Below are 26703 nucleotides of genomic sequence, written 5' to 3' on the forward strand. Positions count from 1 at the left end.
GAATCGTCTGGCCCGGTGGGCCGTCGCACCATGAATACCGAAACTGTTACGAGCACGCCGAACCCCCTTCCTTCTTTCGATGAAGCGATGGCGTTCGTGCGCGAACATGCGGGCGAGGTGCGGCTGTCGTCGGGCGAAATGCTGGCGGATCACGCGGCGGGTACGGCGTCGATCATGCGCACGCTCAACGTCGATCCGCCGGCGGTACTGGCGGCGGCGTTGTTTGCGTTGACGCCGCATCTGCAGGACCCGGAGCGCGTGATCGCTGACAACTTCGGCGAAGAAGTCGCGCAACTGGTCGGCGACGTCCGCAAGTTGTTGCGTCTCGGCACTGTGAGCTTGCGTGCCGCGCAGAACGCCATGCCCGAGGCCGGCCGCGATGCGCAAGCCGCGCGCCGCGCGCAGGTCGAGGCGCTGCGCAAGATGCTGCTCGCCTTCGCGCAGGATATTCGGGTGGTGCTGATCCGGCTTGCGTCGCGCCTGCAATCGCTGCGTTACTATGCGGCGGCGAAAATCACGCCTTCACCGGACGTGGCGCGCGAGACGCTCGATATCTATGCGCCGCTCGCCAACCGTCTTGGCATCTGGCAGTTGAAGTGGGAGCTCGAGGATCTCGCGCTGCGCTTCGAAGAGCCGGTTACTTATAAGCGCATTGCCAAGCTGCTCGACGAGAAACGCGTCGAGCGCGAGAGCTATGTCGCGCAGGCTATCGAACGCTTGCAAAAGGAATTGGCCGCGGCGCATATTCGCGCGGAAGTGAGTGGCCGGCCGAAACACATCTACAGCATCTGGCGCAAGATGCGCGGCAAGGAGCTGGACTTCGCCGAGCTCTACGACGTGCGTGCATTTCGGGTGATCGTGCCGGACATCAAGGATTGCTACACGGTGCTCGGCATCGTGCACAACCTGTGGCAGCCGGTGCCGAAAGAGTTCGACGATTACATCTCGCGGCCGAAGCCGAATGGCTACAAGTCGCTGCACACGGTGGTGATCGGCGACGACGGCCGCGCGTTCGAAGTGCAGATCCGTACGCAGGAAATGCATCAGTTCGCCGAATACGGCGTGGCTGCGCATTGGCGCTACAAGGAAGCCGGCACGCGTGGTTACGGCGGCCAGTTCGCCGCCAACGAGAAGTACGACGAGAAAATCGCGTGGCTGCGTCAACTGCTCGCGTGGAAAGACGAAGTCTCCGAGGGCGAGCATGGCGAGAAGCGCGCGGCGCAGCCGTGGGAGCAACTGCGCCAGGCCACACTCGACGACGACCACATCTATGTGCTGACGCCGCAGGCACGGGTGATTCCGTTGCCGCATGGCGCGACGCCCGTGGATTTTGCTTATCACTTGCACAGCGAGTTGGGACACCGTTGCCGTGGCGCGCGCGTCGATGGCGCGATGGTGCCGCTCAACACGCCTTTGCAAAACGGTCAGACAGTCGAGATCGTCGCGGTGAAGGAGGGTGGGCCGTCGCGCGACTGGCTCAACCCGCAACTCGGCTATCTGCAAAGTCCGCGCGCGCGGCAGAAGGTGCGCGCGTGGTTCAACGCGGTCGAAGTGCAGGAACATATCGCGAGCGGCCGCGCGATGGTCGAAAAGACCTTGCAGCGCGAAGGCAAGACCTCGGTCAATCTCGATCAGCTTGCGGCCAAGCTCGGCTTCAAGACTACCGACGATCTTTTCTCGGTAGTGGGCAAGGAAGAATTCAGTTTGCGGCTCGTCGAGCAGGCGCTGCACGATGCGCCGCCGCCGGAACCCGTGGTCGAAGCGCCGGAGCAATTCGAGAAGCGCAGCAGCGGCGCGAGCGTGGCGCGCGGCGCGTCCACGGGCGTGCTGGTGGTCGGTGTCGATGCGTTGCTCACGCAACTCGCGCGCTGTTGCCGGCCTGCGCCGCCCGACGATATCTGCGGCTTTGTCACGCGCGGCAAGGGCATGTCGATTCACCGCAGCGATTGCCCGACGTTCCAGCGCATGGCCGACCGGGCGCCGGAGCGCGTGTTGCAAACGGCTTGGTCGGCGGAAGTGATGAGCGGCCGCGGCCAGTCGGTTTATCCCGTCGATCTTTCGATCGACGCAACGGATCGGCAGGGTTTGTTGCGCGATATTTCCGAAGTGTTTGCGCGCGAAAAGATGAATGTGATCGGCGTGAAGACGCAGACGCGCCGTAACGCTGCGTTCATGCAATTTACCGTCGAGGTGTCGAGTGCGGCGCAGATTCAGCGCGCGTGCACGTTGCTCGGCGAGGTCACAGGGGTGGTGCGCGCTTCACGCAAGAGTTGATGCGTGTGCGACGCGCGCATGGCCCGTCGACGTATCCGCTGGACGTGAGTAGAAATTTAAAGTCGGTGCATAAAAGTACTTGCCAAGCAGTGTGGGGCTCCATATAATCTCGTTTCTTCAGGCTCGTAGCTCAGCTGGTTAGAGCACCACCTTGACATGGTGGGGGTCGTTGGTTCGAGTCCAATCGAGCCTACCAACGAAAGAGAAATTCCGGTTTTACCGGGGTTTCGCAAGCTGCAGCAAGCGCCTTTGGCGCAAAAGGCGAATACGGTTATGACACCGCGAACGTTGACCGAAACCACTTCGGAGCGACGCTAGTCGAGGACCACTTTCGCCAATGTAGTTTGCAGGAAATGTGAATGCGGCCCCTCGAAAGTGGGGCCGCATTTTTTTTGGCTTATTTGATGGTTGTATGTGCCGCCGCCGGTCGGCACCACGGAGAACGCAATGGTTTCGATACGTCTGCCTGACGGTTCTGTTCGACAGTACGAGCATCCGGTGACGGTCGCCGAAGTGGCCGCCTCGATCGGCCCCGGCCTCGCGAAAGCCGCGCTCGGCGGCAAGATCGATGGTGAGCTGGTCGATACGTCCGCGCTGATCGACCGCGACGTGGCGCTCGCCATCGTCACCGAGAAAGATGCAGACGGCCTCGATATCATCCGCCACTCCACGGCGCACTTGCTCGCGTACGCGGTGAAGGATCTGTACCCGGAAGCGCAGGTCACGATCGGCCCGGTCATCGACAACGGTTTTTACTACGACTTCGCGTATAACCGTCCCTTCACGCCGGAAGATCTCGAGAAGATCGAAAAGCGCATGCAGGAACTCGCGAAGAAAGACGAGCCGGTTTCGCGCCGCGTGGTGTCGCGCGACGAAGCGGTGGACTACTTCAAGAGCATCGGCGAAAAGTACAAGGCCGAGATCATCGAATCGATTCCCGCCACCGACGAAATCAAGCTGTACTCGCACGGCGGCTTCACGGATCTGTGCCGCGGCCCGCACGTGCCGTCCACCGGCAAGCTGAAAGTCTTCAAGCTGATGAAGGTCGCGGGCGCGTACTGGCGCGGCGATTCGAAGAACGAACAATTGCAGCGCATCTACGGTACGGCCTGGACGAAGAAGGAAGACCAGGAAGCGTATCTGCACATGCTCGAAGAAGCGGAGAAGCGCGACCACCGCAAGCTCGGCAAGCAACTCGATCTGTTCCACATGCAGGACGAGTCGCCGGGCATGGTGTTCTGGCATCCGCGCGGCTGGACGCTGTGGCAGCAGGTCGAGCAATACATGCGCCGTCGCGTGAACGACGCGGGCTACCTCGAAATCAAGACGCCGATGATCATGGACCGTTCGCTCTGGGAAGCGTCGGGCCACTGGCAGAACTACCGTGAAAACATGTTCACGACGGAATCGGAAAAGCGCGACTACGCGATCAAGCCGATGAACTGCCCGGGTCACGTGCAGGTGTTCAACCACGGTCTGCGCTCGTATCGCGATCTGCCGCTGCGCTACGCTGAATTCGGCTCGTGCCACCGCAATGAATCGTCGGGTGCGTTGCATGGACTGATGCGCGTGCGCGGTTTCGTGCAGGATGACGCGCACATTTTCTGTACCGAAGACCAGTTCATCAGCGAATCGATCGCGTTCAATACGCTGGCGATGAGCGTCTACAAGGACTTCGGCTTCGATAATGTCGAGATCAAGCTTTCGCTGCGCCCGGACGCGCGCGCCGGTACGGACGAGACGTGGGATCGCGCGGAGCAGGGTCTGCGCGAGGCGCTGACGGCCTGCGGCGTGACGTGGGAAGAGTTGGCGGGCGAGGGGGCGTTCTACGGCCCGAAGGTCGAATACCACATCAAGGACGCGCTTGGCCGCTCGTGGCAATGCGGCACGTTGCAGCTTGATATGGTGCTGCCGGAGCGTCTGGGCGCCGAATACGTCGCCGAAGACAACAGCCGCCGCCGCCCCATCATGCTGCATCGGGCAATCGTCGGATCAATGGAGCGATTCCTCGGCATTCTGATCGAGCACCACGCCGGTGCAATGCCCGCATGGCTTGCGCCGATGCAGGTCGTCGTGATGAATATCGCGGAAAATCAGGCCGAATATGCGAAATCTTTAGCCCAATCGTTGCAAAAACAAGGGGTTAGAGTAGAGGCCGATTTGCGCAACGAGAAGATTAGCTATAAAATACGTGAGCACACGCTGGAAAAGGTGCCGTACCTGCTTGTGGTCGGCGACAAAGAGCGTGAAGCCCAAACGGTAGCCGTGCGTGCCCGTGGTGGTGTCGATCTGGGTGTAATGCCTCCCGACACTTTCATTGAGCGTCTGCGCCAGGACGTGCAGTCGTTCAATTGAGCCACTTGGCAGCCCGGCTCGTTTTTTAATTTTTAGAGGAAACGTAACATCGCTACTGATAAGTCTGCGCACCGCATCAACGGTGAAATTACGGCACCCGAGGTGCGTCTGGTCGGCGTCGAGAACGAACCACTCGGCATCGTGAAACTCGCTGATGCGTTCCGCATGTCGGAACAGCAAGACGTGGATCTGGTCGAAATCGCTCCGCAAGCGGTTCCGCCGGTTTGCCGCTTGATGGATTACGGCAAGTTCAAGTACTCGGAAGCGAAGAAGCAACACGAGGCCAAGCTGAAGCAGAAGATCGTCCAGGTCAAGGAAGTCAAATTCCGCCCGGGCACGGACGACGGCGACTACAACGTCAAGCTGCGCAACCTCATCCGCTTCCTCGACGACGGCGACAAGACGAAAATCACGTTGCGTTTCCGCGGCCGCGAAATGGCTCACCAGGAAATCGGTATGCGCATGCTCGAGCGCCTGCGCACGGATCTCGACGAAGTCGGTCAGGTCGAGCAGATGCCGAAAATGGAAGGGCGCCAGATGATCATGGTGCTCGCTCCGAAGAAAAAGAAGTAACCGCCTGGAGCGGTGGCGCGCCATGTGGTGCGCGCTCCGGTTGTGAAAGATTGAAATGATGCGGCGCCGGGTGTCCGGTGCGGTGTCAGCAGGTTTCGGAACGACGTGTGTACAATGCGCGTCGTTTCCCGAAAAGCGGCTGCCGGCGGTTCAGGCGGTCTGCATACCAAGTGGAGTGGGTTTCGAAGGGCGGGTAATGGCCAACTGGCCGACCGCACACCCATATCCATCAAATAATGGAGTTGTCATGCCGAAGATGAAGACCAAGAAGAGTGCTGCAAAGCGCTTCGTGGTGCGTCCGGGCGGTACCGTCAAGCGCGGTCAAGCCTTCAAGCGCCACATTCTTACCAAGAAGACCACCAAGAACAAACGCCATTTGCGCGGTTCGACGGCAGTTCATGAAGCAGATATGAACTCCGTGCGCGCAATGCTGCCGTTCGCTTAACCCTTAACCGAAACTCATAGGAGCGAAACATGCCTCGAGTAAAACGTGGGGTTACCGCACGGGCCCGTCACAAGAAGATCATCAAGCTGGCCAAGGGTTACCGCGGCCGTCGCAATAACGTCTATCGCATCGCCAAGCAGGCGGTCATGCGCGCAGGCCAATACGCCTACCGCGATCGCCGCAACAAGAAGCGTGTGTTCCGTGCATTGTGGATCACGCGTATCAACGCGGCGGTGCGTCAGCACGACATGACGTACAGCGTGTTCATCAACGGCCTGAAGAAGGCTTCGATCGAACTCGACCGCAAGGTGCTGGCCGACATGGCTGTGTTCGACAAGGCTGCTTTTGCTGCGATCGTTCAGCAGGTGAAAGCCGCCGTTGCAGCCTGATTGCGTTTTGGCAATTAACACTGCGTGGTTCGTTGCAGCGAAGATCCGGTAGTCTCGGTGACGTTGCAGCAAAAACGGGGCTCCTCACCGAGCCCCGTTTTTGTTGGTAGAACCAGTTTGCTTCGATTGAACACTGACGTTGAAATGATGGGATCAATGGATCTGGACCAGATTGTCGCCGACGCGCAAAAAGCCTTCGCAGAAGCCTCCGACGTCACCACCCTCGAGAACGAGAAAGCACGCTTTCTCGGCAAATCGGGTGCGCTGACCGAGCTATTGAAGGGCCTTGGCAAACTCGATCCCGAAACGCGCAAGACCGAAGGCGCACGGATCAACCTCGTCAAGCAACAAGTGGAAGCCGCATTGACGGCCCGCCGTCAGGCGCTCGCCGACGCGCTGCTGAATCAACGCCTCGCCGCTGAAGCCATCGACGTCACGTTGCCGGGCCGCGGCACCGGCGCAGGCAGTCTGCATCCGGTAATGCGCACGTGGGAGCGCGTCGAACAGATTTTCCACACGATCGGATTCGACGTGGCCGACGGCCCCGAAATCGAAACCGACTGGTACAACTTCACCTCGCTGAACAGCCCGGAAAATCATCCGGCGCGTTCCATGCAGGACACCTTCTACGTCGACGGCAAAGATGCCGACGGCCGCCAACTGCTGCTGCGCACGCATACCAGCCCGATGCAGGTTCGCTACGCGCGCACCAACACGCCGCCTATCAAGGTGATCGTGCCGGGCCGCACCTACCGTGTCGACAGCGACGCGACGCATTCGCCGATGTTCAACCAGGTCGAAGGCCTGTGGATCGACGAGAACATCAGCTTCGCGGATCTGAAGGGCGTCTACACCGACTTCCTCAAGAAATTCTTCGAGCGCGACGACATTCTCGTGCGCTTCCGTCCGTCGTATTTTCCGTTCACCGAACCGTCGGCCGAGATCGACATGCTGTTCGAAACGGGCAAGAACGCCGGCAAGTGGCTCGAAATTTCGGGCTCGGGCCAGGTTCACCCCACGGTGATCCGCAACATGGGCCTCGACCCGGAGCGTTACATCGGTTTTGCTTTCGGCAGCGGCCTCGAGCGGCTCACCATGTTGCGTTACGGCGTGCAAGACCTGCGTCTGTTCTTCGAAAACGACCTGCGGTTCCTGCGTCAATTCGCCTGAACCGGCGCGTACGAACGCGTCAAGCATTGAGCGCGGCAAGGCACGCAGTGCATGCCGCCACAGCGTCCCCGGCAGTGACCGGCGATTCTCACGAACACCGAGTCACGCCAGGCACTGCCGGACGTGGACCTAACCTGATCAGAACGTACACAGAACCATGCAATTCCCGGAATCCTGGCTGAGAACTTTTGTCGATCCGCAACTGACGACCGATGAACTGTCGCACGCGTTGACGATGGCGGGTCTCGAAGTCGAAGACCTGCGGCCGGCCGCGCCGCCGACTTCGAAGATCGTCGTCGGCCAGGTGCTGGAAGTCGTCAAGCACCCGGACGCGGACAAGCTCAACGTGTGTCAGGTCGACGCCGGCACGGGCGCGACGCTGAACATCGTGTGCGGTGCGCCGAACGTGGCGCCCGGCATCAAGGTGCCGGTCGCGCTGGTCGGCGCGCAACTGCCGCCGGCCGAAGAAGGCGGTACGCCGTTCGCGATCAAGCTCTCCAAGCTGCGCGGCGTGGAAAGCCAGGGCATGCTGTGCTCGGCACGCGAACTGAAGCTCTCTGAAGATCATAGCGGCCTGATGATCCTGCCGGAAGATACACCGATCGGCCAGGACATCCGCGAAACGCTCAATCTCGACGATACCGTTTTCGAGATCAAGCTGACGCCGAACAAGGCGGACTGCCTGTCGGTGTTCGGTGTAGCGCGCGAGACTTCGGCGATCACCGGCGCGCCGCTGCGCCCGCTCGAGATCAAGCCGGTCGAAGTGAAGCTCAACGAGACGCTGCCCGTCAAAATCTCGGCGCCCGATCTGTGCGGCCGTTTCTCGGGCCGTGTGATTCGCGGCGTGAATGCGCGCGCCAAGTCGCCGCACTGGATGGTCGAGCGTCTGGAGCGTTCGGGCCAGCGCAGCATCTCCGCGCTCGTCGATATCTCGAACTATGTGATGCTCGAATTGGGTCGTCCGTCGCATGTGTTCGATCTCGACAAGATCCACGGCGGCATGGACGTGCGCTGGGGCCGCAAGGGCGAGACGCTCAAGCTGCTGAACGGCAACACGGTCGAGCTCGATGAAACCGTTGGCGTGATCGCCGACGAGCAGCACATCGAAAGCCTCGCGGGCATCATGGGCGGCGACAGCACGGCGGTCACGCTCGACACCACCAACATCTATCTCGAAGCCGCGTTCTGGTGGCCCGACAGCATTCGCGGCCGCTCGCGCAAATACAACTTCTCGACCGACGCCGGCCATCGCTTCGAGCGCGGCGTCGACTACGCGACCACCGTCGATCATATCGAGCGCATCACGCAACTGATCCTCGACATCTGCGGCGGCGAAGCCGGCCCGGTCGACGATCAGGTCGTCAACGTGCCGAAGCGCGAGCCCGTGAAGATGCGTGTCTCCCGTGCGAATCGCATCATCGGCATCAAGATCGACGCGGAGGAAATCGCGCAGATTTTCACGCGCCTCGGCCTGTCGTTCGAGCGTGATGAAGATACGTTCTCGGTGATACCGCCGTCGTATCGCTTCGATATCGAAATCGAAGAAGACCTGATCGAAGAAGTCGCGCGTATTTACGGCTTCGAGAAAATCCCCGCACGTCCGCCGGTCGCGACCAGCGAGATGCGCGCGACCAACGAAACGCAGCGTTCGATCCACGTGATCCGTCACGCGCTCGCGGCGCGCGACTTCGCGGAAACGGTGAACTTCAGTTTCGTCGATGCCGAGTGGGAGCAGGACTTCGCCGGCAACGACAAGCCGGTACGTCTGCTGAATCCGATTGCAAGTCAGTTGTCGGTGATGCGTACGACGCTGTTCGGCAGCCTGATCCACGTGCTGCGTACGAACCTGAACCGCCGCGCGGCGGATCGCGTACGCGTGTTCGAAGCCGGCCGCGTGTTCCTGCACGATCCGTCGATCAAGGCCGGTGAGCTGACGGTCGAAGGTTTCGCGCAGCCGAAGATGATCGGCGGCCTCGCGTACGGTCCCGCGCTCGAAGAGCAGTGGGGCGCGGCGACGCGCACGGTCGACTTCTTCGACGTGAAGGGCGATCTGGAAGCCGTGCTGGCACCGGCGGTCGCGCGCTTCGTGAAAGCGGAACATCCGGCGCTGCATCCGGGACGCAGCGCGCGTATCGAACTGAATGGCCGCGCAGTCGGCTGGATTGGCGAATTGCATCCGCGCTGGATGCAAAAATATGATTTACCGCATGCGCCGATTCTGTTTGAAATCGAAGCGGAAGCATTAATGCAGCGCGTATTGCCCACTCCGTCGGAAGTGTCTAAATTCCAGCCGGTGCGTCGTGATATAGCCGTGGTCGTCGATCAAAAAATCGAGGTTCAGGCACTGCTGGACGAGCTTCAGAAGGCCCAGTCCGAACCCGCCTGCAAGACTGTTCAGAAGGTTGCGCTTTTCGACGAATTCCGTCCAAAATCAAACACTTCCGGTGGTCTGGCCGCTCACGAGAAAAGCCTTGCGTTCCGTGTGACCTTGCAAGATACTGGCGGAACCCTTCAGGATGAAACGGTCGATCTGGCCATTCAAACTCTGGTGGAACGTCTGGCTCGAGTATATGGCGCACGGTTGCGCGGATAACCCGCATTTAACAATTGCACGGCTGTTTCCGCATCCATTGTTTTCTGCTTGGCGCGCCATTTGATAGATATGAATGAAATGAACTCGAGTGATTTCGAAGCCCTTCTTACGGCGCAACGCAGCGCCATGATTCGCGAAATTCCGACATCACCCGCCGTCGTTTCCACTGAAACGCCGACGCTTACCAAGGCGGAACTTGCTGAGTTGCTGTTCGACAATGTCGGGCTCAACAAGCGGGAAGCGAAAGACATGGTCGAAGCGTTTTTCGAGGTGATCCGCGACGCGCTGGAGAGTGGCGACAGCGTGAAGCTGTCGGGGTTCGGCAACTTCCAGTTGCGCGACAAACCCCAGCGTCCCGGTAGAAACCCAAAGACGGGCGAGGCGATTCCGATCGCCGCGCGCCGCGTTGTGACGTTCCATGCGAGTCAAAAGCTGAAGGCGCTGGTCGAGAACGGCGCTGAAGCAAGCTTCACGCGCTGATCGACTGGCGCGTTCCTGCGCAACCCACCACGACGGCTAACTGACGATGACAGCGACGATCGAAAAAGTCGTCTTGCCTCCGATTCCGGCGAAGCGCTACTTCACGATTGGTGAGGTCAGCGAACTATGCGGCGTGAAACCGCATGTCTTGCGCTACTGGGAACAGGAGTTCACGCAGTTGAGGCCGGTCAAGCGACGTGGCAATCGCCGGTATTACCAGCATCACGAGGTGCTGTTGATCCGGCGGATTCGCGAACTATTGTATGAGCAGGGCTTCACGATCAACGGCGCGCGCAACCGGCTCGATTCACATGGCGGCGGGGCGCACGGTGCGCCGGGCGATATGGTCGAGGAAGGCGAGGGCGCAGCAATGCCGGCGGCAACCACTGCCTCCCCCACGGTGGACGTCGAGCAGTTGCGCAAGGAATTGCTGCACGTGATCGATTTGTTGGGGCACTAGTCGCCTTTGTTAGCAGAAGGCGGTTCTAATCGAATGAAGTGTCTGTTATAATTTTGTGCTGTTCGGGGCGTAGCGCAGCCTGGTAGCGTACCTGCATGGGGTGCAGGTGGTCGGAGGTTCAAATCCTCTCGCCCCGACCAAAGAAATCAAGGCCTTACAAGCAATGCTTGTAAGGCCTTTTTCTATTCTGCCGTTGATTACCATCTGGTTACTGGATCGTCCGCCTCAATCTGTCGCCGATAACGGGTGGCTATTCGGTCAGTCCGTTCAACTATTCGCCGACGCTCCCCGCGCTGGGCACGTGCTCAAGGCAACCCAACTTCGGCGGCAAGGCGGGTTACACAACCCGATCAATACCTCGAGCGCCTATCAATTCTCGAAGATCGCGTACTGTTTTCGACAGCGGCGGACAGTGCAAGAACGAATGCGAAGCAAACGGCGGCGTGATTCTCCGCACGTTTTTCCGGACATGTATGCGCCTCGAAAAAAAGCGCTTAAGAATCCATAATAATATTTAAACCTCGACGGCACAGTCCTGCCAATATCGACCACGTCACTCGTTTTCGAGCAAGCGCTCTACGGATTTGCCCGTCACCTCAATCCCGGATCATCTCCACGCGACTACCATGCACGTTTCGCCGCCGCGTCCGGCGCGTCGCTACCACCAGGTTTCCGCATGAGTCTGCTACTTCGTTTGTTGCTTCTGATACTCACCAGCCGGCGCCGCAGCCGGCTGCATGTGCTCGATACGTGCGTCACGCCTTTTCGCGTCTGGTTGAATGACCTCGACGTCTTGCTCCACATGAACAACGGCCGTTATTTCACGATCCTCGATCTGGCGCGAGTCGATCTGATGATGCGCAGCGGCTTGTGGCGCCAATTGAAGGCGCAACGCTGGTATCCGGTCGCCACGCTGGAAACGATGCGTTTTCACCGCTCGCTCGAACTCGGTAACCGTTATGACGTCCGGACCCGTGTGATAGGTTGGGATGACAAGCACATCTTCATCGAGCAAGGGTTCATGCGCGACGATGCGCAAGTCGCGTTGGCCGTCGTGCGAGCGCGCTTCCTGAAGCGAAGCGGCGGTGTCGTCACGACTGCCGAGTTACTGCAACTGTCCGGCGTGACGCAACCCTCGCCGGCGCTGCCCGAATGGGTCGCGCGCTGGAGCGAGGCCGAAGGCGGGATGGCGTTTCCGTCCTCTTCTACTTCGAGCCCGGAGACGAAGACCGTCACACGACGGTAAGCAGTCTGTTGCGCGGTTCCACGAGCCCGCACGAAACGCCATTTCAGACCAGCGTCCTGATCGAACTGCTGATACCACGCGCGCAATCGATCACCGCCGGCGCCAGCCGCGCTTCCGCTTCCGCGAGCGTCCAGCGGCTCGTCGGCGCGACGACATGAACCGCACCGACAGGCCGGCGCTCTCCGTCGAGCACGGCCGCCGCAATCGTCATATCGCCGATGAACAACTCCTCGCGGTTCGACGCATAGCCATTGCGCCGCCCAAGCGCGAGACGCGTCCCGATCTCCTCGAGATCCGTGACGGTGTACTGCGTGTGCGTTACACGATCGCTGGCCACCAGCAGCGCGCGTGACTCGTCTTCCGGCAGCGCAGCGAGATACGCCCGCCCCGATGCCGTGCAGTACATCGGAATACGGCTGCCGATCGGCATATGAATCGGCACGAACTTCATGCAGACGAAGCGCGCGACGTAGACCATGTCGACACCGTCCGGCTCGGTCAGATTGGTCGTCTCCCCAGTGACGTTGGTGAGCTCGGAGAGAAACGGGTTGGCGACGTCGATCAGCGTGTCGGCCGCAAGATAGTTGAAACCGATTTGCATCACGCGCGGCGCGAGCTGATACCGCTTCGTACGCGGATGCTTTCTCACATAGCCGAGCTTCTCCAGCGTGTAGATCATGCGCTGCGCAGAACTCTTGGTGATGGACGTCGCCTCCGCGACTTCCGGCAGCGTCATCGACCTGCGCTGCGCACTGAACGCGCGCAGCACCGCGATTCCCTTCTCCAGCGACTGATTGAACAGTGCGTCCGGCGTCTCATCCGGCTCCGGAGGCGCTTGCCGCTGCGCGTCGGGCGTCTTGCGTGTCATGGAATTACCCAATTGTTTAGGTGTGTAATCGAGACTAGCATATCGAATATCGATACGCAATTTACGATTGTCGATATTTTTGATTCGAATATCATGCACTAACCGATGGTTACCGATATTTCCGTCGGCCCTCACCAACCCCGTGGAGAGACTCATGTTCCAGTTTGCCAAACGCTTCGCTAGTGTCTTTGCAACAGGATTGCTGCTCGCCGGTGCCCCGGCCTGGGCGGCGGCCGCCACCACCTACGAGGTCGGCTCGACGGCCACCGGGGTGCCCTTTACCTTTCTCGACGTGAAGAGCAATTCGATCCAGGGGCTGCTCGTCGATGCGATCACCGCGACCGGCAAGGCGGCAGGCTTCGATGTGAAGATCGAGCAGACCACGTTTTCGTCGCTGATTCCGTCGCTGACCACCAAAAAGATCGACATCATTTCGGCGGCCATGCTGAAGACGCCGGCGCGCGAGCAGGTCGTCGATTTCTCCGACACGGTCTATTCGTATGGCGAAGGCCTGATCGTACGCGCCGACGACAAAGGCCAGTACACGTCAATGGACGATCTCAAGGGCGAAATCGTCGGCGCGCAGGTCGGCACCGCTTTCGTCGACGCCTTGAACAAGAAGGGCATCTTCAAGGAAGTGCGCACCTACGATTCGGTCGCCGACATCATGCGCGACGTCGCGTTGGGCCGCATCAAGGCGGGCTTCGGCGACCATCCGATCATTGCGTATCAGCTTCAGCACAATCCGAATCCGCAACTGCGCCTCGTCAGCGGATATCAGCCGTCGGTAAAAGGTCAATTGTGTTTCGTCGTGCGCAAGGGCGACACGGCCACGCTGGAGCAGTTGAACGCCGGCATCAAGAAGATCAAGGCCGACGGCACGCTGACGCAGATCGTCAAGAAGTGGCAGGTGGAATGACGCCGTCTTCAGAATAAGGACTGCCCGCCATGTTCTTCCAGAACGCCGTCGAATTCCTGCCGATCCTGCTGAAAGGCGCGGTCGTCACGATCGAGATCACCTTCTGCTCGTTCATTCTGAGCACCGTGCTCGGTCTGGTGCTCGCGCTGATGCGCGTGTCCGACAACCGCATCGTGTCGAACGCGGCCGCCACGTTTATCAACGTGATTCGCGGACTGCCGATCATCGTTCAGCTCTTTTATATCTACTTCGTGCTGCCCGATCTCGGCGTGCAGTTGTCGGCCTTCCAGGCCGGCTTCATCGGGCTCGGTATCGCGTACTCGGTGTATCAGGCGGAGAACTTCCGCGCGGGCATTCAGGCGATCGATCACGGGCAGATCGAAGCGGCGCAGTCCATCGGCATGCGCGGCGCGATGATCATGCGGCGCGTGGTGCTGCCGCAGGCGTTCAGGATCGCACTGCCGCCGTACGGCAATACGCTCGTGATGATGCTCAAGGATTCGTCGCTCGCCTCGACGATCACGGTCGCTGAAATGACGCGTGCCGGGCAGCTCATTGCATCGTCGACGTTTCAGAACATGACGGTGTTCACGCTGGTCGCGCTGCTTTATCTCGGACTCAGCCTGCCGCTCGTCTATGGACTGCGGCGGCTCGAACGCCGCCTCGGACTGAAGGGAAAACGATGATCAAGGTCGACTCGATTCACAAGCGCTTTCACGATCAGCACGTGCTGAAGGGCGTCAGTCTGAGTGTCGAACGCGGCCAGGTCGTGTGTCTGATCGGTCCGTCGGGCTCGGGCAAATCCACGCTGTTACGCTGCATCAACGGACTGGAGCGGCATGACGCCGGCGCGATTACTGTCGAAGGTTGCGTCGTCGATGCGAAATCGAAGCAGATTCACGAACTGCGTGCGCAGGTCGGCATGGTGTTCCAGCGCTTCAATCTGTTTCCCCATCGCACGGCGCTGGAAAACGTGGTCGAGGGGCCGGTGTTCGTCAAGAAAGAAGTGCGCGCTCAGGCACGCGAGCGGGCGCGGCATCTGCTCGACAAGGTCGGTCTCGCGCATCGGATGAATGCTTATCCCGCGGAAATGTCGGGCGGTCAGCAGCAGCGTGTGGCGATTGCACGCGCGCTGGCCATGGAGCCGAAAGCGATTCTCTTCGACGAACCCACCTCGGCGCTCGATCCGGAACTGGTCGGCGAAGTGCTCGGTGTGATGCGCCAGCTTGCCGACGACGGCATGACGATGATCGTCGTCACGCACGAAATGGCCTTTGCACGCGAAGTGGCCGACCGTGTGTGTTTTCTTCATGACGGTGCGATCCATGAAGAAGGCAGCGCGCGGGAGTTGTTCGACCATCCGCGCCATGCGCGCACGCGCGAGTTTCTCGGCAAGATGCCGGCGCTGACCGAAGCCCATCGGATTTGAATACCATCATGAGTCAGGTTGAAGTTGCAAAACCGTTGCCCCCGTCTCTCTGGGCAGCGACGGCGGAACCCGCAATCGAGACGCTTCCGCTCGACGATTCGATTACGGTCGACGTGGCGATCGTCGGCGCCGGCTATACTGGTTTGTCGACGGCGTTGCATCTGGCGGAGCAGGGCGTGCGCGTCTGCGTGATCGACGCCAACGAACCCGGTTGGGGAGCGTCCGGCCGCAATGGCGGGCAGGTCATTCCCGGCCTGAAATACGATCCCGATGAACTCATCCGGCGTTACGGTCCGCGCGACGGCCACGCGCTCGTGCAAATGGCGGGCGGCGCCGCGGATACGGTCTTCGATCTGATCGCGCGCCACGGCATTCGCTGCAATGCTACGCGCGCGGGCTGGATTCAGCCGACCCATTCGCACAAGCTGCTGGGCACGCTGCACGCGCGGGCGCGGCAATGGGAATCGCGCGGCGCGCCGGTCGAACTGCTCGACCGCGCGCAAGTATCGGAGCGGCTCGGCACGGATGCGTTCGTCGGCGGCTGGGTCGATCGGCGCGCGGGCAGCGTGCAACCGCTGAGCTACGCGCGCGGCCTAGCGCGCGCGGCGCAAGCGGCGGGCGCGGCGATTCACGGCGGAACCCGAGCCGCGAGTGTCGAGCGTGGCGTGAACGGATGGCGGATTCGCACGGCGCATGGTCCGGTCATCGAAGCGAAACAGGTGCTGCTCGCCACCAACGGCTATACCGACGGGCTTTGGCCACGTCTTGCGCAATCGGTAATCGCGGCCAACAGCTTCATTGTCGCGACGAAGCCGCTGCGGGGCGAAGTCGGCGCAACGATTCTGCCGGGCGGCGAAGTGGCTTCCGATTCGCGGCGCCTGCTGCTGTACTTTCGCAAGGACGCGGATGGACGCTTGCTGATGGGCGGTCGCGGACCATTTCGCGAACCTCGCAACGCAGGGGATTGGGCGCATCTCGAGCGTGCCGCGCAGTTGATGTTTCCACAGCTGAAGGGCACCGAGTACGAATTCCGCTGGGCGGGCCGCATCGCCATTACGCGCAACTTCTTGCCGCACGTGCATGTGCCTGCGGAAGGCGTGACGATCGCGCTCGGCTACAACGGACGTGGCATCGCAATGGCGACTACGTTGGGAAAGCATCTGGCCGCATTTATCGCCGGGACGACGAGAGGCTTGCCGTTTCCGCCGACTTCGATCGAGCCGATACCGTTGCATGCGTTGCAGCGGTTTTATATCAGCGCGGGAGTTGCATGGTATGCGTTGCTCGACGCGCTTTCGTGAGCGCGCCGTTCAGCTTCACGTCGGCACGATTGGCGCGCACAGAAGGGAGCCTGACTTGTGTTGATGGATCGACTAGCCCCGTCGGCGCAGTTCGACGCGCAGGTTTCGCGGCACCATCGAAAACGCGAACACTTCCTCTACCTCGGGCGCGTCTTTGACCTGCAACAGGTCGAAGTTGCGGCACAGCATGGCCACTGCCGATCTCACTTCCATCAAAGCGAGGCTGCGTCCCGGGCACAGGCGCGGTCCTGAGCCGAACGGCATGAAGCCCGCTCGATGATGACTGGCGGCGCTCGCGCCAGTGAGCCAGCGGTCCGGATCGAATACGTCGACCGCCGAGTTGCCGCCTTGCTGCAGTCCTGCCTCGCGCGTCAATAACGACAGTACTGCCCCCTTTGGAATCGCGATGTCGCCGACCTGGACGTCGTAATTCGGCTCGACTGCGAGAACTGGCGTAACCGATTTGAGCCGCATGGTTTCGTTGATTACGGCGTTCAGATAGGCGAGGGCGTCGCCCGCGTCGAAATCTTCGAGCATGGCCGCAGGCGCGATAACGGCGTCGACTTCTTCCTGCATTTTGCGCTGAACCTCTGGGTGAGAGGCCATGAAATACGCAACCCAGGCGATGGTGCTCGCCGTTGTGTCCTGCCCGGCTAGCAGGATGGTGAACACGTTGGCCAGCACTTCGTCGTCTGTCAGCGGCGCCTCTCCCTCCTGTTGCGCCATGAGCAGTGCCTCGAGCAGGTTCGCGGGAATCGTGTCTGCTGCCGAGCGTTGCGCGAGCCGCGCACGGTTGGCGGCGATGAGTTCCTTCGTGAGCGCCTGAACGGCGATCAAGGCGCGATCCAGCGCTTTGTCGGCCGGTCGCCTGGTGTCACGCCAAGCGGGGAAGGGCGCATTGATTCGCCGGTTGATCGCCGGGAACATGACTTCGAGATGCCGCCGGATCACGTCGCCCTTGCCTTGGCCGTCGATGGTGCCCATGTCATATCCAAGGGCAAGATTCGTCGTGACGTCCAGCGTATAACGCATCAAGTCCTTCTGAATATCGATGGCTTGCTGAGCGAGAGTCGCGCTCTCCCATCGCTGCAGCAATCGCCTTGTCATCTCGCACAGCGACGGGAAGAGAGCACGCAGATGCAGGGGATCCAGCGCCTTTGCGACGAGTTGTCGCTGCCTTCGCCAGGCGTCGCCTTCCGTGGAGAAGACGCCGTTGATACCCAGTTCCCGCGCGACCGTTTCGATCGTGTTCCAGCGGCGATAAGCGCCGGGTCGATCGCGCAAGACCTGATGGATGAGAATCGGATCGGCGATCGCGACGAAGGGGCGGCCGATCAACCTGAACGTGTACACAGGGCCGAATTCCCGGGACCACTGTTCGAGTACGAGATGCAGCCTCTCGGGTTGTAGATGCAATGCAGTGCCACGAAACGGAATTCGCTTTGGGCCAGGAAGCTGGGAAAGCGATCTGACGGGAGAAGCGCGGAGCGGCGTCTTATGGTCTGGGGCAGAGCGCTTTGCATTCCATGCGCGCACCTCATTGCGATCGACTTTCACGTCGCCGTCTTCGACGATCGCTTCGAATCTCTTCAGATTCGATACACCCAGTCCTTGTTTGCAGCCTGACGAGCAATTGAACTGCCAATCGTGCGCCCGGCAAGTTAAAAGGCCGTCTTTTATCGTTCCTTCGGAAAGGAGGGTGCCTTCATGCGGACAGCGACCCTGAAAAATCGAAATGGCGTTGGCGTGCCTGAGTACGATCAAATCGATTCCGTCGATGTTCACCGCCTTGACGCGACTGTCTTCGAGTTCTTTCGTGCGAGCAATCACGACCGTGTCTGGAGAGCGCGCTCGCATCGCCTGAAGACTCGCGTTCATTTTGTCGCTCCTTCGTCAGCCAGGCATCGTTTCATCCGCCGCCTAAGCAACAGGTAAGTCGCAATCCATGTTGTGCGCCACGGCGTCGGAGGCGATTGGTCACCAAACCATACTAGTCATTTGTCGAATGGAGCCAAGCACGCTATCTAGTGTCGTGCCGCCTTTTCATTTGGGCTGGTCGGTACGAACTAGAACGATGCCGGCGCGTCGGTTCCGCAGTGCGCGAATCTCAACTGCTGTCGCTGTTGTTAAAGCCAGCGCCCCAGGTGGCATGCCGCTTGCGGACGCAAGCCGGCGGCGCGTTCTCAGCGCTGACGTAACCTTTACCTAGGTCGTTGATAACGATTCTCATTTTTTGCCTTGCCGTTTCGATGCGCTATGCTGGGATAGACGGCAGAAAACATATGACGTGAGGCCGGTTCCGTGTTGGTGCAACGCCACCGAAGAACCTGCCCGACCAATCGTCCTTCGCCGGTACCGGGGTCTGCGCACACGAAACAGGGAGGTAATATGCAAGGCGACCCAAAGGTCCTGGAATACCTGAACTCGCAACTGAAAAACGAACTCACCGCGATCAATCAGTATTTCCTGCACGCGCGCATGTACGGCCACTGGGGGCTCGACAAGCTCGGCAAGCATGAATATGACGAATCTATCGGCGAGATGAAGCACGCCGATCTGCTGATCGAGCGCATCTTCATGCTGAACGGCCTGCCTAATCTGCAAGACCTCCACAAACTGCTGATCGGCGAAGAAACCAAAGAGATCATGGAGTGCGATCTGAAGCTGGAACAGATGTCGCAGGCCACCTGCAAGGAGGCTATCGTTTATTGCGAATCGGTTCGCGACTTCATCTCGCGCGAGATACTGACCCATATCCTCGACGACACCGAAGAACATATCGATTGGCTCGAGACCAATCTGGAGTTGATCGACAAGGTCGGCATCCAGAACTATCTGCAGTCAGGAATGGATTCGCCGGAGTGAGTGCGCTTTAGCAAGCGGCCTACCGATGACCTGAACGCCAGCGCGCTAGCCCGAGCGTGAGGCGCCCATTATTGGGCGCCCGGCGGCATAGGCCAGGTTTGCGTGTTGTTACTTCCGTTTCTGCGATCGCCTGAGAATCATCAAACGCGGCCTTCTCGGGCCGCCGTCAACGCTGTAGACACTCCATGCGCCCCATTTCGTGGCGGGAAGAAGCCGATCGAGTTTTAGATGCGAATGCTTGGTATGTAAGACGTTCGATACAAAAGGGGTTGTTCGATGTCTACCGTCCGACTCGACGCGCAACAGAGCGTGCGCGCCCTGTACCCGTGATCATCACGGACGGTCGCAGGCCTGGTTGCAACGAAACAGGCCGACGCGATCACCATACTCCAGCAAACATCTACCCGATTCATTGATGGCGTTTCACTACCTCGCGCCTCCCGCTCATTCGCGGCTCAGCGCGACGAACCGCTCGAGATGATGGTCCTCGTCGCCGAGCTGATGATCGATCATCACGAGGCGCTTCGCGTAATGGGCGAGCGGCAGTTCCCACGTCATGCCGATCCCGCCATGCAGCTGAATGCATTCCTCCGCCACTAGCGCGCCGATCCGCCCGATGCTGTACTTGGCCGCCGACACGGCGCGCTCCCGCACCTTGCGTTCGGCGCCGAGCGCCGCCGCCGCGTTGATCACCGCCGAGCGCGCCTGCTCGATCTCCAGCAACAGATCGGCCATGCGATGCTGCAACGCCTGGAAGCTGCCGATCGGCACGCCGAACTGCTTGCGCGTGCGCAGATAGTCGAGCGTGTAGTCCTTGGCGACATCCATCGCGCCGACGGCTTCGGAACACAGAGCCAATACGCCGCAGCCAATCGCGTATTCGAGCGTCGCGAAGCCCGCGTCCGCCGTGCCGAGCAACGCGTCGCCGCCGAGCGTGACGTTGTCGAATGTCACTTCGGCCGCGCGTCCGCCGTCGATCTTGCGATAGCCGCGCACGCTGACACCGGCCGCCTCGCGCGGCACGAGAAAGAGCGTCACGCCTGCTTCGCTATCGTCGTCACCACTCGTGCGCGCCGAGACCAGAAAGAGCGAAGCGTGCTCGCCGTGCTGAACCACCGCTTTCGCGCCATTCAGTTGCCACGTATCGCCGCTGCGCTGCGCGCGCGTCGTCACGCGGGACAGTTCATAGTGACTGTCCGGCTCGCCGTGCGCGAGTGCGACGATGCGCGAGCCGTCGATCAATTCCTCAAGCGCGGCCTTTTGCGCCTCGCTGCCGCTCCGCGTAACGGCGCGGCCGACAATCAGCGTATCGAGAAACGGTTCGACCACGAGCCCGCGTCCGAGGCTCTCGAACACCACGGCGATATCGAAGCCGCCACCACCGTAACCGCCGTCCGCTTCATCGAACAGTGCGCCGATAGTGCCGAGCTCCGCAAAGCGGCTCCACAACTCGCGGCTGAAACCTTCCGCCGATTGCGCGACCCGGTCGCGCGTCGCGAAGCCGTATTGCTCGCTGACAAAACGGTTGAGCGTATCCGCCAGCATGCGGCGGTCTTCGGTGTGCTGGAAATTCATGACGTGCGCCTCTTACAGTCCAAGGATCATTTTGGAAATGATGTTCTTCTGGATTTCGTTCGAACCGCCGAAGATCGACAGCTTGCGATTGTTGAAGTACAGCGAGGCGGCGCTCGCCGCTTCGTCGGGGCCGACTGGCGCGCCTTCGAAGCCGTCGTGCAAGGCTTCCTCGACGAACGGCTGCGCGTACGGACCCATCGCGCGACGCGTGAGCGACGAGATTTCCTGACGGATCTCGGTGCCGCGAATCTTCAGCATCGAACTCTCGGCACCGGGCACGCCGCCGCCCGCCACCGCCGCGATCACGCGCAGGTTGGTGGTCTTCATGTTCTCCAGATCGATCTCGACACGCGCCATGCGCGCCGCGAACGCGGGATCTTCCGCGAGCGGCCGGCCGTTGCGCCGCTGTTTCGCGGCGATCTTGCGCAGGCGGTTGAACGCGGCCACCGAGAAGCCGACGCCCGCGATATTGGTGCGCTCATACGTGAGCAGATACTTGGCGTAGGTCCAGCCCTTGTTCTCTTCACCGACCAGGTTCTCGACCGGCACGCGCACGTCGGTGAAGAACACTTCATTGACTTCGTGCTCGCCGTCGAGCGTGATGATCGGGCGCACTTCGACACCCGGCGTCTTCATGTCGATCAGCAGGAAGCTGATGCCTTCCTGCTTGCGCACGTCCGTGGCGCTGCGCACGAGGCAGAAGATCATGTTCGCGAAGTGGCCGAGCGTGGTCCACGTCTTCTGTCCATTGACGATGTAGTGCTCGCCTTGCGCATCCATGCCGCGCACGGCGGTGGTTTTGACCGAGGCGAGATCCGAGCCGGCGCCCGGTTCCGAATAGCCTTGGCACCACCAGTCAGAGCCATCGAGAATACGCGGCAGCCAATGGCGCTTTTGCGCTTCGCTGCCGTATTTGATCAGCACCGGGCCGAGCATGTTGACGCCGAACGGCACCACGCGCGGCGCGCCGGCCAGCGCGCATTCGTTTTCGAAGATGAATTTCTGCACCGAGTTCCAACCCGGGCCGCCGTACTCTTTTGGCCAGTGATTGGCGAGCCAGCCTTGCGCGTTGAGAATCGCGTGCCACTCGGCCATGTCGTCGCGCGTGAGACGGCGCCCGCCGTGCACCTTGTCGGCGAGACGCTGCGGGAGTTTGTCACGCAGAAAGGCCTGCACGTCGGCGCGGAAGGCTTCTTCCTCGGGAGTGAAATTCAGATCCATGGCGGGTTCGTCCGGATAGGGTAGAGCGACCGGCGCGCGGGGCGGCCGGTCATCATGATGCACGTCGATGATGATGCGCCGTTTCAGACGCTCTGGTTCAGGCTCGCGAAATCGGCGCCGCGTTCCACCAGTTCGACGAGCAGCGGCGAAGGCTGCCAGAAGAGCGGATCTTCCTTGGCGAACTCACGGATGTCGGCGAGGATTTTCGGCAGGCCGACCATGTCCGCGTACTTCATCGGACCGCCGCGATAGCGCGGAAAGCCGTAGCCGTACAGGAACGTCACGTCGACGTCCAACGGCCGCAGCGCGATGCGCTCATGCACGACGTTGGCGCCCTCGTTGATCATCGCGGCCATGTAGCGGCGCATGATCTCTTCATCGGTGAAGCTGCGCGGCGTGATTCCGGCGCGTGCGCGCTCGGCGTCGATGATCGACTCGACTTCCGGATCGGGCGTGCCGCTGCGCGATCCTTCGGGATACAGATAGAACCCGCGCCCGGTCTTCTGGCCGAACCAGCCGCGCTCGCACAACCGATCGGAGATTTGCACATAACGTGCCGCGGGATTGCGCGTGGCCGCGCGCCGCTTGCGTGCCGCCCAGCCGATGTCGCCGCCTGCCAGATCCACCACTTGGAACGGGCCCATCGGAAAACCGAAGGCGCGCACGGCCGCGTCGATCTGATAGGGCGAGGCGCCGTCTTCCATCATGGCGTCCGCAGCGCTGCGATACACGGCCAGCACACGGTTGCCGATGAAGCCGTCGCACACGCCCGCGCGCACCGGCGTCTTGCGCAGCTTCTTGGCCAGCTCGAACGCGGTGGCGACCACGTCGGCGCTGACCTGTTTCGGCACCACCACTTCCAGCAGCTTCATGATGTTGGCGGGCGAGAAGAAGTGCAGGCCGATCACATCGGCGGGACGCGAAATGCTCGCCGCAATCGCGTCGATGTCGAGATACGACGTGTTGGTCGCGAGCACCGCGCCCGCTTTGCAGACGCGATCGAGTTCGGCGAACACGGCCTGTTTGACCGCGAGGTCTTCGAACACGGCTTCGATTACGAGGTCGGCGCCGGCGAGCGCATCGTACGACGTGCTGCCGCTCCAGCGCGCCATGAGCGCGGCCTTCTTCTCCGCGCTCATGCGGACTTTGGCGATCAGCCCGTCATAGACTTTCTCGATGTGCGCGCGGCCACGCGCGAGCGACACGTCGTCGCGTTCGATCATCGTCACCGGCAGGCCGGCGTCGAGCGCCGCCACGGCGATGCCCGCGCCCATCGTGCCGCCGCCCACCACGCCGATCGTGTTCAGCGCGCGTGGTTTGGCGTCGCGCGTTTCCGGCGCCTTGAGCACTTCGCGCTCGGCAAAAAACGCGTGAATCAGGCCGGCGCGCTGCGGGCTGTCGATGCATTCGAGGAACAGCTTGCGTTCGAGCCGCAGACCTTCGTCGAAAGGCTGTTCGATGGCGGCCTCGACGGCGTCGACGATTTTCAGCGGCGAGAACAGGCCGCGCGATTTCTTCGCGGTTTCCGCACGCGCCGTGGCGACGGCGGCGAGGCTCGCGGCGTGATCGCCGAGTGCCGCGGCGTCACGTGTGCGGCGCGCCGGCGCGTGGGCGGCCAGCAACTCGTGCACGTAGGCGAGACCTTCGGCGAGGATGTCGTCGCTGCTGCCGACGCGGTCGATCAGACCGAGCGACAGCGCTTCCTTCGCGCCAGCGTGACGGCCGCTCAGGATCAGATCGAGCGCGGCCTGCGCGCCGATCAAACGCGGCGTGCGCTGCGTGCCGCCCGCGCCCGGCAACAGGCCGAGTTGCACTTCGGGCAAGCCGAGCTTCGCGCCGTCGACGGCAATCCGGTAATGTGCCGCGAGCGCTACTTCCAGGCCGCCGCCGAGCGCCGCGCCGTGAATCGCGGCGACCACCGGCTTCGTGCACGCTTCAATGCGATTGCACACGTCCGGCAACGAGGGCGGCACCGGCGGCTTGCCGAACTCGCGAATGTCCGCGCCGGCGATGAAATTGCGTCCCGCGCCGACGATCAGCACGGCTTCCACGGCCTTGTCGGCGTCCGCGGCCTCGACGGCGGCGAGCAGGCCGCGCCGCACGTCGGCTGAAAGCGCGTTCACCGGCGCGTGGTCGATCGTTACGAGCAGCACCTTGCCGCGCAATTCGCGCGTCACAACATCGGCCGAAGGGGTGGGGGTCATGTGTCGTCTCCTGATTGTGATCGGCTGCGTGGCGAAGCATGCCGGGTCTGGCGAATGTTCCGATTGTGGGTCGGTCAAGGTTTATTGACAATTACATGGACGGTTGACAGACTGTCAAAATTTCTTTGACAAAGGTGCCGCCATGGACGTCAATTCCCTGACCTTGCTGGTGGACATTCTCGACGCGGGCAATCTCAGCGAAGCCGCACGCCGGCTGAAAATGAGCCGCGCGAACGTGAGCTACCACCTGAACCAGCTGGAGCGCTCCATCGGGCTGCAACTGGTGAGGCGCACCACGCGCCGCGTCGAGCCGACCGAAATCGGCCTGCAGCTCTACGAGCATGGCCGCACGATCCAGAACGCGCTGCTTGCCGCGCGTGAATCCGTCACCACGCTCGGGCAAAGCCTGCAAGGGCGCGTGCGGCTGAGCGTGCCGAGCGGTTACGGGCAACTCGTCATGTCGGACTGGTTGATCGCGTTCAAACGGCTGTTTCCGGGCATCGTGCTGGATGTGATGTTCGAGAACCGCGTCGAAGACCTGATGCGCGATGAAGTCGATATCGCCGTGCGCGTCATGTCCGAGCCGCCGCAAAACCTCGTCGCGCGCGACATGGGGCCGGTGCGGTATGTGGCGTGCGCGTCGCCGGACTTTGCGGAACGGCATGGCATGCCGCAGCGCCTCGACGACCTCGGCACGGCGCCGCTGATTACGGCGGCGGTGGTCGGCAGGCAGTTGCGCGTGGCCGCTTATTTGCGCGACGAACGGCATGAAGTGCTGCTGGAGCCGAGCCTTATCTCCGAGAACTTTCTGTTCTTGCGCCAGGCGGTGCTCGCCGGCCTCGGCGTGGGCCTCGTGCCGGACTATGTGGTGCAGGACGATCTGCGCCGCGGCGACGTGGTGACCGCGCTCGATGAATGGCGCTTGAGCATCTTCGGCACGCATATGTACATGCTGTATATGCCGAACCGGCATCACACGCGCGCAGCGTCGACATTCATCGATTTCATTTTGCAGCTGGCGCACGGCACGGGCAGAGGTTTGCCCACGTAAACGACGACGTTCATCTTGTGTTTCGCGCAGGTATGCTACGCAAAACAGCGGCGCTTCACTTCACAACCGTGGTCGCGGAGACAAGAGATGAAATGGGTCATCGGACTTCTAGCCGTGCTGGCACTCACCGTAGTCGTTCTGTTGATCTCCCGCTTGCCGAGTGAAGACGCGATTCGCCTCGCGGGTTATGCGGCGACCGCCGCCTTTGCCGCGCTCGTCAGCGTTTTCTTGCGGTGGCGTGCCAACCGGGCGCAACAGCGGAGCAAACGGGCAGGGTGAGTCGAACGTGTCATTTCAAGCCACGTCACGCTAGATCGCCTGAACACTCTCGCGCAACTCGTCACCGAGAAAGTCGATAAACGTTCTCAGTTTGGCCGACAGACGGTGCCGCTCCAGATAGATGGCGTGAACATCCGCGTTCGGCAGCGTCCACTCGGTCAAGAGCGGCACCAGTTCGCCGCGCTGTAGGTGTCCGGCGATTTCCCACGCCGAACGCACGGCGACGCCGCGGCCGTCGAGCGCCCACTTCAGCACCGCGCTGCCGTCGTTGCTGCTCAACGGACCGTCCACCTTCACCGTCTCTGATTTCTTGCCGCGCGACAGATGCCACGTGCCGTAAGCCGATTCGTTTTCGCGTAAGACGAGGCAGGCATGGCGCGTGAGATCGTGCGGCATCAGCGGTGCGCCGTGCCGTTTCACATAAACCGGCGACGCGCACACGACACGCTGATTCTTCAGCAGCAAGCGCGCGTTGATGCGCGCATCCGGCACTTCGCCGAAACGAATCCCGAGATCGAAGCCTTCTTCCTGCAAGCTGATCGGCCGGTCCGTCAGATGCAATTGAACCTTCATCGACGGGAAACGCTCGCTGAAACGCGAAATCGCCGGGGCGATATGCGCGCGTCCGAAGCCGAACGACGCATTCACGCGCAATAGACCGGCCGGCTCGGCGCGGCTTTGCGTGACCAGTTGTTCGAGTTCGACAAGGTCGTCGAGGATGCGTGAGCCATTCGTCAGATAAATCTCACCCTCCGCCGTCAGACTCACGCGCCGCGTGGTGCGGTTCACGAGCCGCACGCCGAGGCGCTGTTCGATCTGCGCGAGCCGCTTGCTGATGGACGGCGGCGTGACGCCGAGTTCGCGCGCGGCCGCGGCGAGGTTGCGGTGGCGAGCCACCAGCGCGAACAGATTCAGGTCGGAAAAGCCGTCCATTGATTCGTTCCAAAAAGTTAATTCCGGATTGCCTTAGGCGAAACCATATCGCGGCAGGCATCAATTAGACTTC

The 26703-nt window shown here is 61.4% G+C and carries 23 protein-coding genes and 2 tRNA genes; 19 read left to right on the forward strand and 6 right to left on the reverse strand.

Annotated elements, in window-relative coordinates:
* Window positions 1-30 precede the first annotated feature (30 nt).
* The 12 genes from B0G74_RS03700 (at window position 31) to B0G74_RS03760 (ending at window position 11985) form a co-directional block, all read left to right on the forward strand.
* The gene (locus B0G74_RS03700; RefSeq protein ID WP_132373697.1) at window positions 31-2274 is read left to right on the forward strand and encodes a bifunctional (p)ppGpp synthetase/guanosine-3',5'-bis(diphosphate) 3'-pyrophosphohydrolase; all 2244 of its coding nucleotides are present in this window, start codon (window positions 31-33) and stop codon (window positions 2272-2274) included.
* Between the two features lie 119 nt (window positions 2275-2393).
* Window positions 2394-2470: transfer RNA gene (locus B0G74_RS03705), tRNA-Val, on the forward strand.
* Window positions 2471-2721: 251 nt separating this feature from the next.
* A complete protein-coding gene (gene thrS, locus B0G74_RS03715) occupies window positions 2722-4629 on the forward strand; it encodes a threonine--tRNA ligase (RefSeq protein ID WP_132373698.1) in 1908 nt (635 codons plus the stop codon).
* A 48-nt stretch (window positions 4630-4677) separates the two neighbouring features.
* Window positions 4678-5202 (forward strand): translation initiation factor IF-3, encoded by a 525-nt coding sequence (gene infC, locus B0G74_RS03720; RefSeq protein ID WP_074263967.1) that lies wholly within the window; start codon window positions 4678-4680, stop codon window positions 5200-5202.
* 247 nt (window positions 5203-5449) lie between these two features.
* Window positions 5450-5647 (forward strand): 50S ribosomal protein L35, encoded by a 198-nt coding sequence (rpmI, locus tag B0G74_RS03725; RefSeq protein ID WP_028200199.1) that lies wholly within the window; start codon window positions 5450-5452, stop codon window positions 5645-5647.
* Window positions 5648-5676: 29 nt separating this feature from the next.
* On the forward strand, window positions 5677-6036 hold the full coding sequence (gene rplT / locus B0G74_RS03730) for a 50S ribosomal protein L20 (RefSeq protein ID WP_006052502.1): 360 nt from the start codon (window positions 5677-5679) through the stop codon (window positions 6034-6036).
* Window positions 6037-6192: 156 nt separating this feature from the next.
* The gene (gene pheS / locus B0G74_RS03735) at window positions 6193-7206 is read left to right on the forward strand and encodes a phenylalanine--tRNA ligase subunit alpha (RefSeq protein WP_165923808.1); all 1014 of its coding nucleotides are present in this window, start codon (window positions 6193-6195) and stop codon (window positions 7204-7206) included.
* Window positions 7207-7363: 157 nt separating this feature from the next.
* Window positions 7364-9799: a phenylalanine--tRNA ligase subunit beta gene (gene pheT / locus B0G74_RS03740; protein ID WP_132373699.1), complete on the forward strand. Its 2436-nt coding sequence runs from the start codon at window positions 7364-7366 to the stop codon at window positions 9797-9799.
* A gap of 69 nt (window positions 9800-9868) precedes the next feature.
* Window positions 9869-10279 (forward strand): integration host factor subunit alpha, encoded by a 411-nt coding sequence (locus tag B0G74_RS03745; RefSeq protein ID WP_012433735.1) that lies wholly within the window; start codon window positions 9869-9871, stop codon window positions 10277-10279.
* Between the two features lie 46 nt (window positions 10280-10325).
* Window positions 10326-10739 carry a MerR family transcriptional regulator gene (locus B0G74_RS03750; RefSeq protein WP_132373700.1) on the forward strand — a complete coding sequence of 138 codons (414 nt, stop codon included), beginning with the start codon at window positions 10326-10328 and terminating at the stop codon, window positions 10737-10739.
* Window positions 10740-10802: 63 nt separating this feature from the next.
* Window positions 10803-10879: transfer RNA gene (locus tag B0G74_RS03755), tRNA-Pro, on the forward strand.
* A 536-nt stretch (window positions 10880-11415) separates the two neighbouring features.
* Window positions 11416-11985 carry a thioesterase family protein gene (locus tag B0G74_RS03760; protein ID WP_132373701.1) on the forward strand — a complete coding sequence of 190 codons (570 nt, stop codon included), beginning with the start codon at window positions 11416-11418 and terminating at the stop codon, window positions 11983-11985.
* A gap of 43 nt (window positions 11986-12028) precedes the next feature.
* Here the strand turns inward: B0G74_RS03760 and B0G74_RS03765 are convergent, their stop codons facing one another.
* Complete coding sequence (locus B0G74_RS03765; protein ID WP_132373702.1) at window positions 12029-12853, reverse strand: IclR family transcriptional regulator; 825 nt, start codon at window positions 12851-12853, stop codon at window positions 12029-12031.
* Between the two features lie 154 nt (window positions 12854-13007).
* On the opposite strand from B0G74_RS03765, the gene B0G74_RS03770 reads away from it, so the two are divergent.
* The 4 genes from B0G74_RS03770 to B0G74_RS03785 are packed head-to-tail and all read left to right on the forward strand — an operon-like array spanning window position 13008 to window position 16502.
* Complete coding sequence (locus B0G74_RS03770) at window positions 13008-13772, forward strand: ABC transporter substrate-binding protein (protein WP_132373703.1); 765 nt, start codon at window positions 13008-13010, stop codon at window positions 13770-13772.
* A 29-nt stretch (window positions 13773-13801) separates the two neighbouring features.
* A complete protein-coding gene (locus B0G74_RS03775; RefSeq protein ID WP_132373704.1) occupies window positions 13802-14458 on the forward strand; it encodes an amino acid ABC transporter permease in 657 nt (218 codons plus the stop codon).
* Window positions 14455-15201: an amino acid ABC transporter ATP-binding protein gene (locus B0G74_RS03780; protein WP_132373705.1), complete on the forward strand. Its 747-nt coding sequence runs from the start codon at window positions 14455-14457 to the stop codon at window positions 15199-15201. Before B0G74_RS03775 ends, B0G74_RS03780 begins: the two co-directional genes overlap by 4 nt.
* A gap of 8 nt (window positions 15202-15209) precedes the next feature.
* Window positions 15210-16502, forward strand: coding sequence for an FAD-binding oxidoreductase (locus B0G74_RS03785; RefSeq protein ID WP_132373706.1), 1293 nt, complete (start codon window positions 15210-15212; stop codon window positions 16500-16502).
* 72 nt (window positions 16503-16574) lie between these two features.
* Here the strand turns inward: B0G74_RS03785 and B0G74_RS03790 are convergent, their stop codons facing one another.
* Window positions 16575-18380 carry a cytochrome P450 gene (locus B0G74_RS03790; RefSeq protein ID WP_132373707.1) on the reverse strand — a complete coding sequence of 602 codons (1806 nt, stop codon included), beginning with the start codon at window positions 18378-18380 and terminating at the stop codon, window positions 16575-16577.
* Window positions 18381-18890: 510 nt separating this feature from the next.
* On the opposite strand from B0G74_RS03790, the gene bfr reads away from it, so the two are divergent.
* Window positions 18891-19367, forward strand: a complete 477-nt coding sequence (bfr, locus tag B0G74_RS03795) for a bacterioferritin (RefSeq protein ID WP_132373708.1) — start codon at window positions 18891-18893, stop codon at window positions 19365-19367.
* A gap of 444 nt (window positions 19368-19811) precedes the next feature.
* On the opposite strand, the gene B0G74_RS03800 is transcribed toward bfr, so the two are convergent.
* The 3 genes from B0G74_RS03800 to B0G74_RS03810 all read right to left on the reverse strand — a co-directional run bounded on the left by B0G74_RS03800 (window position 19812) and on the right by B0G74_RS03810 (window position 24367).
* Window positions 19812-20942, reverse strand: a complete 1131-nt coding sequence (locus B0G74_RS03800) for an acyl-CoA dehydrogenase (RefSeq protein ID WP_132373709.1) — start codon at window positions 20940-20942, stop codon at window positions 19812-19814.
* 12 nt (window positions 20943-20954) lie between these two features.
* The gene (locus B0G74_RS03805) at window positions 20955-22163 is read right to left on the reverse strand and encodes an acyl-CoA dehydrogenase family protein (RefSeq protein WP_132373710.1); all 1209 of its coding nucleotides are present in this window, start codon (window positions 22161-22163) and stop codon (window positions 20955-20957) included.
* A gap of 83 nt (window positions 22164-22246) precedes the next feature.
* A complete protein-coding gene (locus B0G74_RS03810) occupies window positions 22247-24367 on the reverse strand; it encodes a 3-hydroxyacyl-CoA dehydrogenase NAD-binding domain-containing protein (RefSeq protein WP_132373711.1) in 2121 nt (706 codons plus the stop codon).
* A gap of 142 nt (window positions 24368-24509) precedes the next feature.
* On the opposite strand from B0G74_RS03810, the gene B0G74_RS03815 reads away from it, so the two are divergent.
* Complete coding sequence (locus B0G74_RS03815) at window positions 24510-25418, forward strand: LysR family transcriptional regulator (RefSeq protein ID WP_132373712.1); 909 nt, start codon at window positions 24510-24512, stop codon at window positions 25416-25418.
* A gap of 87 nt (window positions 25419-25505) precedes the next feature.
* Entirely contained in the window at window positions 25506-25697 is a 192-nt protein-coding gene (locus B0G74_RS03820) for a hypothetical protein (protein ID WP_132373713.1), read from the forward strand.
* A gap of 30 nt (window positions 25698-25727) precedes the next feature.
* Here the strand turns inward: B0G74_RS03820 and B0G74_RS03825 are convergent, their stop codons facing one another.
* A complete protein-coding gene (locus B0G74_RS03825; protein ID WP_132373714.1) occupies window positions 25728-26630 on the reverse strand; it encodes a LysR family transcriptional regulator in 903 nt (300 codons plus the stop codon).
* Between the last annotated feature and the right edge of the window lie 73 nt (window positions 26631-26703).

This window comes from Paraburkholderia sp. BL9I2N2, from assembly GCF_004339745.1.
Lineage (GTDB): Bacteria > Pseudomonadota > Gammaproteobacteria > Burkholderiales > Burkholderiaceae > Paraburkholderia.